Genomic DNA, 19,307 nt, shown 5'->3' with positions numbered 1-19,307 from the left:
ACCAATGACCGAGATAGAGATATGAAGAAGAAGAATTTTAAACTGACCGTTATCGCCATCGCCTTATTGCTTGGCGCTAACGCTTACGCACAGACCGATAAGCCGGCCGCCCCGGCCATGACCGCCGAGGCCCGCGCTAAAAGCGATCAGGACACTGAAAAGAAGGCTGCCGAATGGGTAGCATCGCTCAGCTTGAATGACGCCGCCAAAGAAAAGGCCGTTGCCGGCATTATCGCTACGCACCTCAAGGCCATCCGCGACTGGAACAACGAGCACCCGGCTTCTACCGTTCCCGCAGGGATCAACCCGGCCAACGGGCAACCGCTTACGGAACTGGACCGCCAGGTGATCGCCATATCGGCCATGCCCAAGACCATCCATGAGACCCTGATGACCGGGCTGCGCCAGAACCTGACCGAGCCGCAAGTAGAGGCCATACTCGATAAATATACCATTGGCAAGGTAGAGTTCACCATGAACGGCTACCGTTCCATCGTACCTAACCTGACCGAGACCGAGGAAAAGGTGCTGACCGAGAACTTGAAAAAGGCACGCGAGCAGGCGGTGGACTACAAGAACATGAAGCAGATATCGGCCATATTTGAGATCTACAAGACCAGGAACGAGCAATACCTGAACACCCATGGCCGTAACTGGCACGAGATGTTCAAGGCTTACGTAGATGCGGCCAAGGCCAAAAAAGCTGCTGCTGCAAAGACCAAAGAGAGTGCCCCAAAAGCACAATAACCTTACTGTTATGATCAAACTGACCAACCTGTTACGCACCACTATATCCGCCTTTGCCCTACTGGCAATGGTGAACACCGGTCGTGCGCAATCGATCCCTAACCCGTGGCGCACCGGTATCGTTACCGATGAATTCGTTTACCAGAAAGCGCCCTACAAAGAGTGCCACGCCGCTACCATTGCCGAAACACCCAAAGGCCTGGTAGCCTCGTGGTTCGGTGGCACCAAGGAGCGCAATCCCGATGTTTGCATTTGGGTAAGCCACAGGGTGAACGGTAAGTGGACCGAAGGCGTTAATGTGGCCAATGGCATCCAGAACGATACGCTGCGTTACCCTACCTGGAACCCGGTGCTATACCAGGTACCCGGTGGCGAGTTGATGCTATTCTATAAGATCGGCGCGAGCCCGGGTACATGGAAAGGTTATTGGAAGACCTCCAAGGACAACGGATATACCTGGTCAGATCAAATGGCTTTGCCGGAAGGCTACTTAGGTCCGATCAAGAACAAACCGGTTATGGTGGGCAAAAATTTGACCAGCCCTACGAGTACTGAAGGTAAAGGTGGCTGGAGGATCCACTTTGAGATCAGCCCCGACCTGGGAAAGACCTGGAAAATGGTAGATGTGGCCAAAGGTACTGACACGATCGATGCCATACAGCCCAGCATATTGACCTACAAGGATGGCCGCTTACAACTATTGGCCCGTACCAAGAACCGCGCTATTGCCCAAGCCTGGAGCAGCGACAAAGGCATGACCTGGACTCCGTTAAGCAAGACCAACTTGCCCAACAACAATTCAGGTACCGATGCCGTAACGCTGAAGGATGGCCGTCAATTACTGGTATACAATCATGTGTTGCCTCCGGGTAAACTGGCCAAAGGTGCCCGCACGCCGCTCAATGTGGCGGTATCCAAAGACGGCAAGACCTGGTATGCGGCGCTGATCCTGGAAGATTCGCCGATCAGTCAGTACTCATATCCATCAGTGATACAGACCAAGGATGGCATGGTGCATTTCATTTACACCTGGCGCCGCGAACGCATCAAACACGTAGTGGCCGATCCAGCCAAATTCAAACTGGTCGAGATCAAAGACGGCCAATGGCCTAAGGTAGAAGGCTACGAGCTACCGGTGATCAAAGGAGAAACGAAGGATCTGTAGGAGGTGATCCTTCCCACCGCGACCCGTCATTGCGAGGAACGAAGCAAACTCTGCGTAGGCATATCGATCTTACATAGTACAGAGATTGCTTCGTGCCTCGCAATGACGAGGAAAGGGTATATTACCCAAACCATTGCTTATCACCGAAGACTAACGACCGATGCTAAAACACATACGTACCGCCTTAATCCTGACCTGCCTGTTGGCGGGGCAGGGAAAGGTATGGGCACAGGTCAACAACTCTGATAACGAGTATAAAAAACCGTTAAAGCAGGTACTCACTGAGATACAGGACAAGTTCCATGTGAAGGTTAAGTACGACGAAAAGATGGTGAAGGACCTGGTGGTGCCTTATGCCGACTGGCGCTACAAACCCACCGCCGCCAAAACACTGGCCGCGGTGCTGGCCCCGCTGGATATGAAGGTAAATGAGGAGGCCCCGGGTGTGTTCAAGCTCAAATATTATGAGTACTCACGCCTGACGCCTGACGAAGGCCGTGAAAAATTGGCCTACCTGGAAAAAGCCTATACCGACAAAGCCAGCTGGGAAAAACGAAAATACGAGCTGCGCCCCTGCATGTTGCAGGCATTGCAGCTGTCGCCCATGCCGGCCAAACCTAAGTCAACGCCGATCATTACCAACAAGCGGGTAATGGATGGTTACACGGTCGAGAACATTGCGATCGAGACCCTGCCGGGCGTATATGTGAGCGGATCGTTGTATAAACCACTTAAATTTAAAGGCAAGATACCCGTGGTGCTTTGCCCCGATGGGCATTTTGGCGATGGCCGTTACCGGGCCGATGGTCAGTATCGTTACGCTACGCTGGCCCGCATGGGTGCCATGGCCATCAGTTATGACCTTTTCGCCTGGGGCGAATCATTGCTGCAGTTCGACGGTAAAGATCATCGCCGCAGTTTAGCCATGACGGTGCAGGCCCTTAACAGCATGCGCATATTGGACTACATGCTATCCCTAAAGGAAGCCGACCCTGACCGCGTGGCCATTACCGGTGCGTCGGGCGGGGGAAGCCAAACCATGCTGATCACCGCGTTGGATGATCGTATCAAACTGAGCGTGCCGGTGGTGATGCTGTCGAGCTACTTTTCGGGTGGATGCCCTTGTGAGAGCGGTCAGCCGGTACACCTTTGCGGTGGAGGCACCAATAACGATGAATTGGCCGCCATGGCCGCACCAAGGCCACAACTGGTGATATCTGACGGTGGCGATTGGTCGGCCAATGTGCCAGATACCGATCTGCCTTATTTGAAAAAGATATACGGTTACTACGGCAAGGCCGATCAGGTGGAGAACGCTCATTTCCCTAAAGAAGGGCACGATTACGGAAAGTCGAAACGGATGGCCATGTATGATTTTGTGGCCAAACACTTTAAGCTGAACATAGATGCCGTGAAAGGTGCCGATGGAAAGGTGGACGAAAGCAAAGTAACGATAGAGAAGATGGAGCCTCAATACGTTTTCGGCCCTAAAGGCGAGGATTTGCCCAAGAACGCGATACATGGGTTTGGGGAGTTGGAGAAGTTGTTCAAGTAGCCCCACCCCGGCCCTCCCCGGGAGGGAGGGGGTAACTCATGGTCGTCATGGCGAGGCACGAAGCGATCTCTGCGGAGACACGAACGTTTGCAGAGCGCGACCTTGCATGTGGGATGCTGAAACGAGTTCAGCATGACGTAAAATAATAAAACCCGTCATTGCGAGGAACGAAGCGATCTCTGCGGAGACAAGAACTTGTGCAAAACGCTCCCTTGCATGTGAGACGCTGAAACGAGTTCAGCATGACCTAATAATACAATAGACCAACATGTCATTGCGAGGAGCGACAGCGACGTGGCAAACCTAATACACGGGTGATGCAAAGCGATAAGATCGCCGCGCTACCCTGGCGATGACATAAAAACAAAAACTAAACCTCCTAAATCCCTCCCTCGCGGGGAGGGTTTAGGTGGGACTTAATTATGACCAACAGACGCAACTTCATCACACAAAGCGCCATGCTCACCGCAGGGTTGGCACTGTCGCAAAATAGCTGGGCATCGGTGTTCGGTACGGCGGCCAAAGGACAGCGCTACAAGGTGGCCGTGGTGGATCTGATGATCCTGAAACGTCAAAAGCTGGGGGCGTTCCAACTGGCCAAGGACATTGGTGCCGATGGGCTGGAGGTGGACATGGGCGGACTGGGCAATCGGCCCACCTTTGATAACCAATTGGCCAATGCCGAAATACGGCAGCAATTCCTGGATAAGGCCAAAGAACTGAACCTCGAGATATGCTCGATGGGCATGACCGGTTTTTTTGCACAGTCGTTCGCCAAGCGCGATGGGGTCGATCGTATGGTGCAGGACTGCATCGATACCATGAAGGCCATGAACGTGAAGGTGGCTTTTTTGCCATTGGGCGTCAACGCCGATCTGGTCAAGAACCCTGAGCTACGCCCGGTGGTGATCGAACGTTTGAAGATGATAGCCCCGAAGGCTGAGGAGGCTGGCGTAGTGATCGGCATCGAGACCACGTTGAGCGCTACCGAAGAGGCTAAATTGTTGGACGAAGTGAACTCGAAGGCTATCAAAAGTTATTTCAATTTTGCCAATGCCTGTGATGCCGGTCGCGACGTTTGCGAAGAACTGAAGATATTAGGTAAGGAACGCATCTGCCAGATCCATGCAAGCAACACCGATGGCGTTTGGCTGCAGAATGACCCCGAACTCGACCTCAAGAAGATCAAAAAGACACTCGATAAAATGATGTGGGAAGGCTGGCTGGTGATCGAACGCTCACGCGACCAAATCGACCCCCGAAATGTAAAATGGAACTTTAGTGCCAATACCGCTTATTTGAAAAAGGTATTTCAGGAGGGGTAAGAAATAGTACAAAAACCCGTCATTGCGAGGCACGAAGCGATCCCTGAACCGCGTATGGCCGAAATACCTCCGCAGAGATTGCTTCGTGCCTCGCAATGACGTGATCAATAATACAAAACCAATAAATGAACAAAGCTTTACGCCAATCCACGCTACTGATACTGACGCTGTTGTCGCTCAATGCGCGGGCTGCCGATATCTTCGTATCGCCCAAAGGAAATGATGCCAATGATGGTACTAAGGCATCGCCCAAGGCAACGGTGAATGCGGCATTACGCCAGGCAAGGGAGTTGCGCAGGCTGAATGATCCATCGGTTAAAGGCGGTATCCATATCATATTAGCGGGCGGCGTGTACCAGCTTACAGAGCCGGTGTTCATTCGTCCGGAAGATTCGGGCACGGCAGATTCACCGACCTGTATCGAGGCGGTTGAGGGCGCTACGCCAGTGCTAAGTGGCGGCGTTAACGTGAACGGATGGAAGAGAGCGATGGGCACTATAGCCGGTTTACCGTCGATCGCTAAAGGTAAGGTTTGGGTAAGTGATATACCGGCAGTAGGCGGTCAGCAACTCCTGTTCAGGCAGTTATGGGTGAATGGTAAAAAGGCCGTCCGCGCACGTGAGGTAGATAACGACGATCTGATGGCGCGCATCCTATCGGTAGATAAGGCAAAGCAGGAAATGTGGATCCCTGCGCCTAATGTTAAGGTCGATAACGTGAACGGGATGGAAATGGTTATCCATCAAATGTGGGCTATTGCCAACCTGCGGGTCAAAAGCCTGACGGTAGAGGGCAACAAAGCCAAAGTGACCTTCCATCAACCCGAAAGCCGTATTCAATTCGAGCATCCATGGCCGGCGGCCGTGATCGATAAGGACCATAAGCAAAATGGCAACTCGGCCTTTTACCTGACCAACGCCATCGAGTTCCTGAACCAGCCCGGCGAATGGTATGCCGATTCCCGCACCAACAAGTTATATTATTGGCCACGCAACGGCGAGAATATGAACATCGCCACGGTGACCGTTCCGGCATTACAAACCTTACTCAAGATCAGCGGCACGGCCGATCGCCCGGTAAGTTACGTTTATAGCAAAGGCATCGCTTTCGAGTACGCCACCTGGCTGCACCCATCACAACAAGGGCATGTGCCTCACCAGGCGGGTATGTATATGACCGACGCCTATAAATTGAAAGTGCCCGGTACGCCCGATAAAAAGGGATTGGAGAATCAGGCCTGGGTAGGTCGCCCGTCAGCAGGTGTTGAAGTAGCATACGCGCACCACACAGGTTTTGAGAACTGCCGTTTTGCGCACATGGCCTCTACAGGTTTGGATTACCAGCGCGGCACACATGATGATGATATTATAGGCAACTTATTCAAAGATATTGGCGGTACCGGCATACAGGTGGGCGTTTTTTCGGATGAAAGTATGGAGGTACACTTACCATACAACCCAGAGGACAAGCGGGAGGTATGTACCAACGAACGCATCACCAATAACCTGATCAACGATGTGACCAACGAGGACTGGGGCTGCGTGGGTATTGGTGCCGGTTATGTAAAAGGCATCAATATATCCCATAACGATATTAGCGAAGTGTCGTACAGCGGTATCAGTATGGGTTGGGGGTGGACCAAGCTGCCCAATGCCATGAGCGACAACCTGATCACGGCCAACAGGATCAATCATTATGGCAAGCATTTGTACGATGTGTCGGGTATCTACACCCTGTCGGCTCAGCCCGGATCGGTGATCAGTCAAAACTATGTGGACAGCCTGTATAAGGTGGCATATGCGCACGACCCGCACCACTGGTTCTACCTATATTGTGATGAAGGCTCCTCAGGGTTCACCGTAAAAGATAACTGGACGCCTGCCGATAAGTTCCTCCAAAATGCCAACGGCCCGGATAATCACTGGGTGAATAACGGCCCGCAGGTAGCGCAAAGCATTAAGCAAAACGCCGGGTTGGAGCCGGCCTATCGCGGCCTGCTCAAATATCAGGACCTCAACAAGCAAGCGCCGATCAACTACGTTGGGGTAGATGCTAAAGCTGACAAGCCGCAGGTGATCGAGGTGGTAGCGGCGGAGGGCAAAACGGTAGACGCCGACAAGGTAAAGGACATCTGCATGCGTAACGGAATACCTGTATCTTCCTTGTATCAATGGAAGAACCATTTGGTGTTGTTCGGCTATATACCGGGTGCCGAGCGAATCCAAAAGCAGATCAAAGAGGCGTTGGACAAGGTAGAAGTAAAGCTCTACGATAGCCCGTACTATACCTTCAGCAACAAAGAGAATTGCAGTGGCAAGGTGGTAAAGGCTACCGAATGGGATAACATAATCCTGACCGCCAACCTAATGGACGACCGTAAAAAGCAGCAGGAATATATGGACCACCATGCCACCCAATTTACCAAGTGGCCCGAGGTAGCTAAAGGTTTTTGCAATGCGAGTTTCCAACAGCTACTGGCTTTCAGGAACGGTCGTCAGCTCATGCTGATCATCAGCATACCTAGAGGCGAAAGCCTCGATAAACTGAACCCCAAGACCAGCGAGAACAACCCGCGGGTGAACGATTGGAACAAGCTCATGAGCCAGTACCAGGAGGGGATCACCGGTACCCAAAAGGGCGAGACCTGGGTGTTTTTGGAGCACCTGGATAACTGATACATTTTTCCAACTTTTTCAAGAAAAACCGACAAAAGCCAACAAAATCGAACACGATACAACACCGCCAAAATATATGTTAAGAATAGGGATATTAGGATTAGGAGAAGGCCGCAGTACGATGTCGGCCGCGTTACAAAGCACCAAGGTAGAGCTGAAAATGATCTGCGACCTGAGTATTGAGGCCTGTAAAAAACGCGCCGAAGAATTTAACTTTCACAGCTATACCACCCGCTATGAGGAGATGCTGAATAACCCTGAGATCGACCTTATCGCCATATACACCCCTGATCATCTGCACGCTGACCATGTGAAACAGGCCTTACTGGCCGGTAAACACGTGGTATGCACCAAGCCCTTCATTGATGACCTGAGCCGGGCCAACGAGATGATAAGTCTCTCTGAAACAACGGGTAAGAAGGTGTTCATTGGCCAGAGTTCCCGCTTTTTTGAGCCTGCCAAACGCCAGCGTAAGGACTATGAGGCTGGCGCCATTGGCGAACTGATCACCATCGAGGCCGAGTACCATGCCGACCACCGCTGGTTCCTGGAAAAGCCCTGGGCTTTAGAGCAGGCGTTCAAATGGTTATACGGCGGGTTAAGCCATCCGGTGGACTTTATTCGCTGGTATTTGCCTAACATCGAAGAAGTTATGGGTTATGGTATGATCAGTGCAAACGGTAAAAAAGCGGGACTGAAGAACGAGGATACCATGCACTTTATCTTCAAAGCAACTGACGGTAGGGTGGCTCGTGTAAGTGGCTGTTATACCGGCCCTACTCAACCAGCACAGCGCGATAGCGGCATGAGCACCATACTACGGGGTACTGAAGGTGCTTCGCAAGCTGATTACCACGAACTGCGCTATGCCATCACCGACAATACCGGCGAGGAAAAGATCATCGTTTGGGGCGACAGCACCATTAAATACTACTTCCGTTTCGAGGGGCAGAGCCACCATGCAGGCGAATATCAGAACTACCTGGAATACGTTGCCGACTGCCTCCAGAGTGGACAGATCGCCTATCCTGACGTAAAAGAGGGGGTAGGAACGATCGCCCTATTACAAGCCATGGACCGCTCACTGAAAACAGGCGTGCCGGTCAAGATAGACGATGTATTAGCCGAATACGGCATCGACACGGATACTTTAAAAGCTTAAACCTCAGCATTGATGGGAAACATTATCGAGCGCCTCACCACTTTAGACTATGCCATTGTAGCGGTATACCTGGTGGTGCTGATCGTGATCGGCTACCGGGCCAGTTTCGGCAGCAAGAAAAATACCGATGAGACGCTGTTCCTGGCCAACAAATCGTTGGGGTGGAGCAGTATAGGTTTAAATATGTGGGGTACCAATGTGGGGCCATCTATGCTGCTGGCCTTTGCCAGCATCGGCTATAGCACCGGCATCTTGGCCGTTAATTTTGAGTGGTACGCCTTTGTGTTCCTGATGTTGCTGGCATTGGTGTTTGCCCCGCGTTACTTGGCCTCCAAGGTTAGCACCATGCCCGAATTTATGGGTAACCGCTATGGTGATTCTACCCGTAACATACTGGCCTGGTATGCGCTGATAAAGATTTTGATCTCGTGGCTGTCGTTGGGGTTATTCGCTGGTGGCTTTTTGGTAAGGCAAATACTGGGCATACCGATGTGGCAGTCGGTGATCGCATTGGTGTCGTTCGCAGGCATATTCGCTTATGCAGGTGGCTTAAAGGCCATTGCCAAGGTCAACGTATTCCAAATGATCTTGCTGATAGGGGTTTCCCTAACACTCACCATATTAGGACTGAACAAGGTAGGAGGTATCACCGCCATGTTCCACAGTGCTCCAAGCGATTACTGGAACCTGATTCATCCGGCCACTGATACCAAGTATCCTTGGCCTGCTATATTATTGGGTTACCCGGTATCAGCTGTGGCTTTCTTTTGTACCGATCAGGCTATGGTTCAATCGGTTTTGGGAGCGCGTAACCTCGAACAAGGCCAGTTGGGTGTTAATTTTATCGGTTGGTTAAAGATCCTGTCATTACCATTGTTCATCCTCACCGGGGTGCTTTGCTACATCCTGTTCCCGCATTTGAAAGACCCGGCTGAAGCCTATATGACCATGGTGACCAGTTTGTTCCCACCAGGGATGAACGGCTTGGTGATCGTGGTGCTGATCGCCGTTCTGGTGGGCACTATCGGTTCATCGCTTAATGCGTTGAGCACTGTATTTACCACCGATATCTACGCTGAAAAGATCAATCCTCAGGCCACCAATTCCGACCTGATCAGGGTAGGACGTATAACCGTGATCGTGGGTTGCTTGTTCGCCATCGTGATGGCACTGGCTATCGATAGCATCAAGGGGCTGAACCTATTCGATGTGTTCCAGTCGGTTTTGGGCTTCATCGCGCCCCCATTATCGGTGGTGTTCCTGTTGACCGTATTTTGGAAACGTACGACCCGCAAAGCAGTGAACACGATCTTGTCGGCTGGTTCAGCATTTAGTTTAGGTACCGGCGTAGTGTACCTTTGGGTGCTCCCTCCATCTAAATACAGTTTTTGGCCGCATTACCTGCTGCTATCGTTCTGCATATTCGCTTTCCTGTTCATCGTGGCTATCCTAATTTCCTTACTGGATAGTTCGCCCGAGGTCTACACGCCAGGCGAGAACGAGTTAGCCGACCTGCCTAAAGCGACCAACCGCGTCAAGATCGCCTGGACCTTACTGACCGTGGTGATGATAAGCCTCTACATTTATTTTAACGGACACTGATCATGAAAAAGAATTTTATATTAAATATAAGAACGTCGTTCCTCCTCATAACGACATTGACGACTTTGCTCTCGTTATTTACCACTTCCAAAGCGCACGCTCAAACCAATGCCACCTGGATATGGTACCCCGGCGATTACGAGATATGGTTGAGCAATAAGATGCAGAACCGCCGCACCGAACGGGGCTCGTTCCTACCGCCATTTTGGAAGCTGGATAGTCATTATGTGCTCATCGATTTTCATAAAGATTATGATATCCCCACAGCCGAAGAGGCCGAACTGGCCGTTGATGGTCAGTACAACATCAAGATAGACGGCAAGGCTTTTTCGGGCTATCCCAAAAAGATCTCCCTGCCCGCCGGTAAACACCGCATCAACATGAAGGTGTACAACCAGGCCAGCGTTCCATCGGTATATTTCAAAAGTCCCCACGTGGTGAGTGATGCCTCATGGAAGGTGACCTTTGAGGATAAGGAATGGATCGATGCGTCGGGTAAAGCGTCAGATCTGTCGGCCACTAAGTATGTGGATGCCGGTTCGTGGAATTTTAATGATGCGCTGTCGATGCCATCTATGTTCCGCCTGCCGGTCAAGCCCATGAAAGCTGTTAGCAGCAATAAAAAAGCTCATTCGATCCTGGTCGATTTTGGTAAGGAGACGTTCGGCTTCCTCAAGCTGCACAACGTGAAAGGTAAGGGAGCCATCAACATGTACTTTGGCGAGAGCAAGGAAGAAGCCCTGGATAAGTTGCACGGCGAACTGGCCGACAGCATCACGATCGATCAGGCCAAGGCCGATGACTATACGTTCGACGGTTCGCGCGCATTCCGTTATGTGAATGTGGTATTCGACGATAACGTAAGCATTGATGACGTATCGATGCTGTACGAATATTCGCCCGTTGAGCAACGCGGAAGCTTTAAATGTAACGACGAACAGATCAATAAGATATGGGATGTGGCCGCTTACACCATGGAGCTGAACACTCGCGAGTTCTTCATCGATGGTATCAAACGCGACCGCTGGGTATGGTCGGGCGATGCGGCGCAAAGCTACCTAATGAACTATTACCTGTACTTTGATTCGCCAACAGTAAAACGTACCATCAGCGCCCTGCGCGGTAAAGATCCGGTGACCAGCCATATCAATACCATCATGGATTATACCTTCTATTGGTTCATCAGCATTTACGATTATTACCAGCATTCGGGTGATAAGGCCTTCATCGCCCAATCATATGACAGTATGAAAAGCATGATGGACTACTGCCTCAAGCGCCGCAATAAGGACGGATTGATGCAGGGCCTGTCGGGCGATTGGGTATTCATTGACTGGGCCGATGGGCTGAGCAAGCAGGGCGAGGTAAGCTTTGAGCAAATGTTACTCTGTCGAAGCTTAGAGAGCATGTCGCTTTGTGCCAACATCATGAAAGATGCGCAGGGAGCAACCAAATACACCGCTTTGGCCAAAGACCTCAAAACAAAGCTGTTCGCTTACTACTGGAACGCGCAAAAACATGCCATGGTGCACAGCCGGATCAACGGCAAGCAAACCGACAATGTGACCCGGTATGCCAACATGTTCGGCATCTTCTTTAACTACTTCAACGAGGCTCAAAAGCAGGACGTTAAAAAGTACGTGCTGCTGAACAACAAAGTGCCTAAGATCACCACCCCATACATGCGCTTTTACGAGCTGGAAGCCTTGTGTGCCATGGGCGAGCAGGATTATGTGCTGAAACAGATGAAAGACTACTGGGGCGGAATGCTCAATTTAGGCGCTACCTCATTTTGGGAAGAATATAACCCCGACAAAAAGGGTGCTGAAGTGTACGCCATGTATGGCCGTCCGTTCGGTAAAAGCCTTTGCCATGCCTGGGGAGCCAGCCCGATCTACCTTTTAGGTAAATACTATTTAGGCGTCAAGCCAACATCGCCCGGTTATAACACCTACAGCATCGAGCCTCAGTTGGGCGGCCTGCAATGGATGGAAGGGACGATACCAACACCAAAAGGTGATATTAAGCTGAAAGTAAGCGCTACCGAGATCAAGATCACCTCAGCCACCGGTACCGGCAAACTGCGCATCAAAAGCAAGAGCAAGCCGGTGAGTAACGGTGCAGCGATCACCACCCTTGCTAACGGCTCATACGAAGTTAGTATAGAAAAAGGAAAAGATCATACAATAAAATATACAGCAATTTAAGCAAACTTGCATGTTAAGACCAATTATGCCCTGAGGTGATAAAAGCTTCAGGGTATGTGCTATTCCATGCTTGAATTTATACGTGACCAAAACATAAGGTCCTCCCTCCCGGGGAGGATTTGGGTGGGGCTGCTATTTTGCTTAGTTCCTTCCACGCTTTTTGCCCAGTTGGTAGATAAAACGCCTGCGGCCGTGCCTAACGCACCCGCTGTGTTCCAGACCGAGCCTTGGGAAGATCCCCTGGTGAGCAGTATCAACCGTGACGCTTCTCGGGCTACGGCATATTCGTTCAGCAATGTGGCTGATGCCGTTACCGGCGACCGCGAACGTTCAGGCCGCATGTTGTCGCTGAACGGACAATGGGATTTTAGCTTTGCCGAAAAACCTGCCGATGCGCCTAAGGACTTTTATAAAGGCCGGGTATCAGGCTGGAAAAAGATCACTGTCCCATCAAGCGTAGAAATGCTGGGTTACGGCAAGCCGATCTATAAAAGCGCTGTGTATCCGTTCCGCCCGGTGAACCCACCCCATGTACCGCTGGATATGAATGGCGTAGGCAGCTATCAGCGCACCTTCACCCTGCCGGCCAACTGGAAGGATATGAACGTGACGCTGCATTTTGGCGGGGTAAGTTCGGGCTTCAAGGTGTGGCTGAACGGTAAGTTCCTGGGTTATGGCGAGGATAGCTTCCTGTCGTCAGAATTTAACATCACTCCATATTTACAGGCTGGCGAGAACATCGTATCGGTGCAGAACATCCGCTGGAGCGATGGTTCCTTTTTGGAAGATCAGGACCAATGGCGTTTGAGCGGCATCCACCGGGAGGTAATGCTATTAGCAGAGCCAAAGCTGCGTATAGCCGACTTTTTTTATCAGACCAAACTGGACAAGGAGTACAAGGATGCTTTGTTGAGCATCCGCCCACGCATCGAGAATCTGACCGGTAAAGCGATCAAAGGTTACCAGATCAAGGCTCAATTGTTTGATCAGAACAAGAAAGAGGTTTTTCAAAAGCCATTGCAACGCAGTGTAGAGAGTATCATCAATGAGATATATCCGCGTTTGGATAACGTGAAGTTCGGCCTGTTAGAGGCAGAGGTAAAGAACCCGGCCAAGTGGAGTGATGAGCGACCGAATTTGTACACATTGACCCTGTCATTACAAGATAGCACCGGCCATACGTTGGAAGTGAAAAGCTGCCGCGTAGGTTTTAGGAGTGTGGAGTTCCGTAAGACGGACAGTAAACTGCTGATCAATGGCAAGGTGACCTACCTGTACGGCATCAACCGACCGGACCATCACCCGGTAAAAGGCAAAGCGCTATCGCGCGAGGATATTTTGGAGGATGTGCGCACCATTAAAAGGTTCAATTTCAACTGTATCCGCACCAGCCATTACCCCATGGACCCGTACCTGTATGATCTTTGTGATCAATACGGCATCCTGGTGATCGATGAGGCTAACCTGGAGACACACGGCTTAGGATCCAAGTTAAGTAATGACCCTCAATGGACCAGCGCTTATTTGGACCGTGCCACCCGTATGGTGATGCGCGACAAGAACCACCCCAGCATTGTGATCTGGAGTTTGGGTAATGAGGCTGGTCGCGGACCTAACCATGCTGCTATGGCCGCCTGGATACATGATTTTGATATCACACGCCCGGTACACTACGAACCTGCGCAAGGTACACCGCAGGCCGAGGGTTATATCGATGTGACCGACGCCCGTTACCTCAAACCTAACGACCACTCGCACCGCTTACAGAACCCGATCGACGAGCCTTATGTGGACATCGTGAGCAGAATGTACCCCGCGCTGTATACCGCTCCTTTACTGGTGAACCAGCGTAATGGCGATAACCGGCCGATATTTTTTGTGGAGTATTCGCATGCAATGGGGAACTCTAACGGTAACCTGAAAGATCTTTGGGACCAGTGGCGTTCATTACCACGCGTGATCGGTGGCGCCATCTGGGAATTTAAAGATCAGGGCTTGTTGAAGCGCGACTCTGTGGGAACACCGTTCTACGCTTATGGCGGTGATTTTGGAGAAAAGTATTACGATAACTTTACCATTAAAGGAACGGTAGCCTCGGACGGCCGACCAAAAGCAGCCATGTTCGAGAGTAAGCACGTGTTCCAGCCGGTTGTAGCCGAGCTGACCGATGTTCCTAAATGCTTGATCAAGATCACTAATCGTAGCGCGGTACAAAACCTATCAGCTTATACCGTAATGCTTCAGCTACGCGAGGATGGGAACATTATCGTGAGGAAAGCATTACCGGTGATGAGCCTTGCGGCTGGTAAGGATACCGTGATCAGCATTCGCCAGTACCTGCCATCGTTCAAGGCCGGGCGTGAGTACCTGGCCGATATTCATTTCAGCTTAGGCAAAGACGAGTTGTGGGCAGCGAAAGGTTATGAGATCGCGTCGGATCAGTTCACCTTGAAAGGCTTAGCTGCTGCTGAGTTCCCACAGAAAAATAATGGTAAATTGGTGGTGACCGAGGCGGCTAATGGCCCTACGATCACCGGAAAAGGATTTGCCATCAATTTCGATATGAAGAATGGTGCACTGACCTCGTATAAGTGGAACGGGCAAGAACAGATCTTTGCGCCATTGCTGCCACATTTTAGTCGCCCGGTGACCGATAACGATCACCGTGGTTGGAAGGCCGAGCGCAAACTGAGACCGTGGTTCACGGTCAAACCGGTGCTAAAGCAGATAAGCATAGGGCAGGGCAGTGATGGTTCGGCGGTGATCAACAGCGATTACAGCCTCATGAATGACAGTGCCGAGGTGAACGTAAGCTATAATATCAGCGGTTCGGGTGTGGTCAAGGTCAACTATGAATTCATTCCTAAAGTATCGGGCCTGAACAACCTACCTAAAGTGGGTATGCAGGGCGGCATTAAACGCGCTTATGACAACATCAGCTACTACGGTCGCGGTCCGTTAGAAAATTATATCGATCGTAACAGCGGTTCAGAGGCTGGCATTTATACCCAACCGATAGCCGACTTTATGGAGAATTATGCTGTACCGCAAGAGAACGGCAATCGTACAGACGTGCGTTGGATGTTCCTGGGTGATAAACAGCAAAACGGTTTACTGGTAACAGCAGACAGTTTGTTAAGCATGAGCGCCTGGCCCTACACCGAAGCCAACATCGTGGCGGCCAAGCATACCAACAAGCTAAAGGATGCCGGTTACATCACCCTCAACATCGACCTGATTCAAATGGGCGTGGGCGGTAATGATAGTTGGTCAGACGTGGCAGCTCCATTGGAAAAATATCAGATTCCGGCCAAGCCGTACCGCTACGGTTTTAGCTTGTACCCATGCAAAGCCACCGCCGCTAAAATGAGTGAGGTGGTTAGGAAAGTTAAAGGAATATAGATGACCATGCCCCAAAAAGCAGTGACCGAAGTAAAACATCTTCCGCGGCATCAGCGCCGTGCGGGTAGCAGTTTATGTAAGTACACAGGCAAAAGTATACTCACTTTTTCGAGCCTGACAAAATACTGCTGTCTGTTCATAGCACTGAATTTCTTAGCTGTCAGCGCCAAGGCGCAGGTGGGCAAAAAGCAGGCAGCTAAAACCGACCTGCTGCAGCTATTCCAAAAACCACCCGGATCGGCCAAGCCATGGGTGCTGTGGTACTGGATGCAGGCGGCCATCACCAAAAAAGGCATCACTGCCGATCTGGAGGCCATGAAAAAGGCTGGCATTGGCGGCGCTTATCTGGTGACCATTAAACCTGCTGCCAATCCGCCATTCATTGATCCGCCTGTTGAGCAGTTGACCCCAGAGTGGTGGGACATGGTCAAGTTTGCCATGAACGAGGCTGACCGACTTGGCCTGAAAATGGGTATGCATGTGAGTGATGGTTTTGCATTGGCCGGCGGTCCGTGGATCACGCCTGAGATGTCGATGCAAAAAGTGGTGTGGACCGAGACCCACATCAAAGGCGGCAAAACTTATAACGATACCCTGCAAAGGCCGGAGAATTATAAAGGTTATTACAAAGATATCGCGGTTTTGGCTTACCCGTCGCTGCCCGGTTCAGGGGTAAGCACCAAAACGGTTGTTCCCAAAGTGACCACCAGTTTACCCGCTACCGATGTGCAGTTCCTGGTGGAGCCTAAGGGTAAAAAAAGCTTATCTACCGGTGATCCCTGCTGGATACAATTCGAATTCAAACAGCCGTTCACCTGCCGCTCAATGGTCATCCATACCAATTCGCCTAACTACCAATCGGAGCGTTTGACGGTAATGGCCAGTGAAGATGGGCAGAACTTCCGCAAGATCACCCAACTGCAACCGCCACGCCATGGCTGGCAAGATAACGATGCCGAGGTGACGCAAGCTATCGTACCTACAACGGCTAAATATTTCCGTTTGGTGTACGACAAAGAAGGCTCAGAGCCCGGTGCCGAGGACCTGGACTTTGCCAAGTGGAAGCAATCGCTCAAGATCACCGGAGTGGAGCTTTCGGGCCAGCCGCGCATAGGTCAGTATGAAGGTAAAACGGGTGAAGTATGGCGTGTGAGTAAAAGCACGACAGCAGCAGAACTGCCCGACGGTACCTGTATCCCTAAAGATAAGATCATCAACATTACCCATAAACTGGATGCCAACGGCCGTTTGCGATGGCACGCACCGGCCAGTGACTGGACCATCCTTCGCGTTGGGCATACCTCAACAGGGCATACCAATGCCACCGGCGGTAAGGGTTCGGGTTTAGAGTGCGATAAGTTCAGTCCCGAAGCCACCGAGTTGCAATTCAAGAACTGGTGGGGCAAGACCTACGATATGCTTGACCCTAAGGTGGCCGATCGCACCTTAAAGATGTTCTATATCGATAGCTGGGAGTGCGGCAGCCAAAACTGGTCTAAGAACTTTGCGCAAGAGTTCAAGCAGCGCAGAGGGTATGATCTGATCAGCTACCTGCCCGTTATGGCCGGTATGCCGGTACAAAGTGCTGACGAGTCGGAAAAGGTATTGGCAGATGTTCGACAGACCATCGCTGAACTGATCGTCGATAAATTTTACACTACGTTGGAGCGTTTAGCGCACGAACGTGGTCGCACGTTCACTGCCGAAAGTGTAGCACCTACCATGGTGAGCGATGGTATGATGCACTACCAAAAGGCCGATATCCCCATGGGAGAGTTCTGGTTGAACAGTCCGACGCACGATAAGCCGAACGATATGCTGGATGCTATTTCGAGCGGGCACATCTATGGCAAAAATATCATTCAATCTGAATCATTCACCGAGCTGCGCACCATGTGGGACGAGCACCCGGCGATGTTAAAATCACTTGCCGACCGCAACTTGGCATTGGGTGTCAATCGCCTCACCTTTCACGTGAATACGCTAAACCCATGGATCGACCGCAAACCGGGCCTGACCCTCGATGGTATTGGGTTGTTCATGCAGCGCGACCAGACCTGGTATAAGCAAAGCCGTGCCTGGATCACTTACCTGCAGCGTTGTCAGGCTTTATTGCAACAAGGGCATCCGGTCGTTGATATCGCAGTATTCACCGGGGAGCAAACCCCACGACGGTCCATGCTGCCCGATCGTTTGATCCCTACGCTTCCAGGTTTGTTCGGCGCTGAAAGAGTTGCCCGTGAGAAGGAACGTTTAGCTAACACAGGTTTACCCATGCGCACCATGCCGATCGGGGTGAACAGTGGTGCCAACATGGTAGGTGCGGAAGACCTGATCGACCCTTTGCGCGGATACAAGTATGATTCCTTCAACCTTGATGCTTTGATGCGCTTGGCCACCGTACGCAACGGCCGCATCGAGTTGCCGGGCGGCGCCAGTTATAAGGTTCTGGTGATCCCAGGCAATACGCAAATGCTGCCTAACGGCACAGTAAGGTCGGCCAAAGTGATCGCCCGTTTGAACGAACTGGTGGCACAAGGCGCTACGATCATCTATCACGCAAACGCAGGTCCGGTGTTAACACAGGCGGGAAAAGGCAAAGTGATCACTGGCCCGTTCGAAAAAGATGACCTAAGCAGTTTGGGCTTACCGCGTGATATGCAGGTGACCGAAAATGACGGACAGTATGCAAAAAACGTATCATGGTCGCACCGGAAGGATGGCAATGTCGATATCTACTTCATATCTAACCAAACCGATCATCCTCGCGATCTGCGTGTCTCATTACGCGAGTCGGGGCGCACACCTGAGCTTTGGGATGCACTGACAGGCATCACCACATCTGCTGGTGATTGGAAACAAGCCAACGGCCGCACCGAATTGACGATCAAACTGGAGCCAAGCGGGTCGGTGTTCGTGGTGCTAAGAAATAAGGCTAAGAAAATTGCCAAGTCGAACAATTGGCCGGTCGCGCAAACACTGCAAACTCTTGAACCGGCCTATACCGTCACCTTCAATCCGCAACTTGGCGGACCAAAAGCTCCGGTGAAATGGAACAACCTGCAAGATTGGAGCAAGCAGGCCGACACCACGATCAAATATTATTCGAGTACTGCCACGTACGACCAAACGTTCAATTATAAGGGAGATGCCAAAAGCACTACTAATATATGGCTAGATCTTGGCAAGGTTAACAACGTGGCCGAAGTTATTGTTAACGGCGTGAACTGCGGCATAGCGTGGACAGCGCCTTATCGTGTCAACATCAGCCAGGCGTTGAAACCGGGCATCAATAAGTTACGAATAGCCGTGACCAACACCTGGGCTAACAGGTTAATGGGCGATCATAACTTGCCTAAAGAAAAACAGATCACCTGGACCAACGCGCCATACCGTTTAGAGGGCAAATCATTACTGCCTGCCGGTTTGATGGGGCCGGTAGTGATAGAGAGGTTGAAATAGTACTC

At 51.2% G+C, this 19,307-nt stretch carries 10 protein-coding genes; all 10 read left to right on the top strand.

Features of this window, described 5'->3' with window-relative positions:
• Window positions 1-21: 21 nt before the first annotated feature.
• The 10 genes from LLH06_RS17930 (at window position 22) to LLH06_RS17885 (ending at window position 19,302) form a co-directional block, all read left to right on the top strand.
• Window positions 22-747, top strand: a complete 726-nt coding sequence (locus LLH06_RS17930; RefSeq protein ID WP_228170663.1) for a DUF3826 domain-containing protein — start codon at window positions 22-24, stop codon at window positions 745-747.
• Between the two features lie 10 nt (window positions 748-757).
• Window positions 758-1,912 carry a sialidase family protein gene (locus LLH06_RS17925; RefSeq protein WP_228170662.1) on the top strand — a complete coding sequence of 385 codons (1,155 nt, stop codon included), beginning with the start codon at window positions 758-760 and terminating at the stop codon, window positions 1,910-1,912.
• Window positions 1,913-2,072: 160 nt separating this feature from the next.
• On the top strand, window positions 2,073-3,467 hold the full coding sequence (locus LLH06_RS17920; protein ID WP_228170661.1) for an alpha/beta hydrolase family protein: 1,395 nt from the start codon (window positions 2,073-2,075) through the stop codon (window positions 3,465-3,467).
• 422 nt (window positions 3,468-3,889) lie between these two features.
• Window positions 3,890-4,792 (top strand): sugar phosphate isomerase/epimerase family protein, encoded by a 903-nt coding sequence (locus LLH06_RS17915; RefSeq protein WP_228170660.1) that lies wholly within the window; start codon window positions 3,890-3,892, stop codon window positions 4,790-4,792.
• A gap of 125 nt (window positions 4,793-4,917) precedes the next feature.
• The gene (locus LLH06_RS17910) at window positions 4,918-7,467 is read left to right on the top strand and encodes a right-handed parallel beta-helix repeat-containing protein (protein WP_228170659.1); all 2,550 of its coding nucleotides are present in this window, start codon (window positions 4,918-4,920) and stop codon (window positions 7,465-7,467) included.
• A 76-nt stretch (window positions 7,468-7,543) separates the two neighbouring features.
• Complete coding sequence (locus tag LLH06_RS17905) at window positions 7,544-8,629, top strand: Gfo/Idh/MocA family protein (protein WP_228170658.1); 1,086 nt, start codon at window positions 7,544-7,546, stop codon at window positions 8,627-8,629.
• Window positions 8,630-8,641: 12 nt separating this feature from the next.
• On the top strand, window positions 8,642-10,231 hold the full coding sequence (locus LLH06_RS17900) for a sodium:solute symporter family transporter (protein ID WP_228170657.1): 1,590 nt from the start codon (window positions 8,642-8,644) through the stop codon (window positions 10,229-10,231).
• 2 nt (window positions 10,232-10,233) lie between these two features.
• Complete coding sequence (locus LLH06_RS17895) at window positions 10,234-12,438, top strand: alpha-L-rhamnosidase-related protein (protein WP_228170656.1); 2,205 nt, start codon at window positions 10,234-10,236, stop codon at window positions 12,436-12,438.
• A 168-nt stretch (window positions 12,439-12,606) separates the two neighbouring features.
• Window positions 12,607-15,840 (top strand): glycoside hydrolase family 2 TIM barrel-domain containing protein, encoded by a 3,234-nt coding sequence (locus LLH06_RS17890; RefSeq protein WP_228170655.1) that lies wholly within the window; start codon window positions 12,607-12,609, stop codon window positions 15,838-15,840.
• 6 nt (window positions 15,841-15,846) lie between these two features.
• Complete coding sequence (locus LLH06_RS17885; protein ID WP_228170654.1) at window positions 15,847-19,302, top strand: glycosyl hydrolase; 3,456 nt, start codon at window positions 15,847-15,849, stop codon at window positions 19,300-19,302.
• The last annotated feature ends 5 nt before the right edge of the window (window positions 19,303-19,307 follow it).

It is taken from the genome of Mucilaginibacter daejeonensis, from assembly GCF_020783335.1.
GTDB classification, from domain to species: domain Bacteria; phylum Bacteroidota; class Bacteroidia; order Sphingobacteriales; family Sphingobacteriaceae; genus Mucilaginibacter; species Mucilaginibacter daejeonensis.
This window is presented reverse-complemented; position numbering and strand designations above follow the sequence as displayed.

Coding starts and splice junctions, on each gene's coding strand:
- LLH06_RS17930 (WP_228170663.1), top strand. CDS start 22: ATGAAGAAGAAGAATTTTAAACTGACCGTTATCGCCATCGCCTTATTG.
- LLH06_RS17925 (WP_228170662.1), top strand. CDS start 758: ATGATCAAACTGACCAACCTGTTACGCACCACTATATCCGCCTTTGCC.
- LLH06_RS17920 (WP_228170661.1), top strand. CDS start 2,073: ATGCTAAAACACATACGTACCGCCTTAATCCTGACCTGCCTGTTGGCG.
- LLH06_RS17915 (WP_228170660.1), top strand. CDS start 3,890: ATGACCAACAGACGCAACTTCATCACACAAAGCGCCATGCTCACCGCA.
- LLH06_RS17910 (WP_228170659.1), top strand. CDS start 4,918: ATGAACAAAGCTTTACGCCAATCCACGCTACTGATACTGACGCTGTTG.
- LLH06_RS17905 (WP_228170658.1), top strand. CDS start 7,544: ATGTTAAGAATAGGGATATTAGGATTAGGAGAAGGCCGCAGTACGATG.
- LLH06_RS17900 (WP_228170657.1), top strand. CDS start 8,642: ATGGGAAACATTATCGAGCGCCTCACCACTTTAGACTATGCCATTGTA.
- LLH06_RS17895 (WP_228170656.1), top strand. CDS start 10,234: ATGAAAAAGAATTTTATATTAAATATAAGAACGTCGTTCCTCCTCATA.
- LLH06_RS17885 (WP_228170654.1), top strand. CDS start 15,847: ATGCCCCAAAAAGCAGTGACCGAAGTAAAACATCTTCCGCGGCATCAG.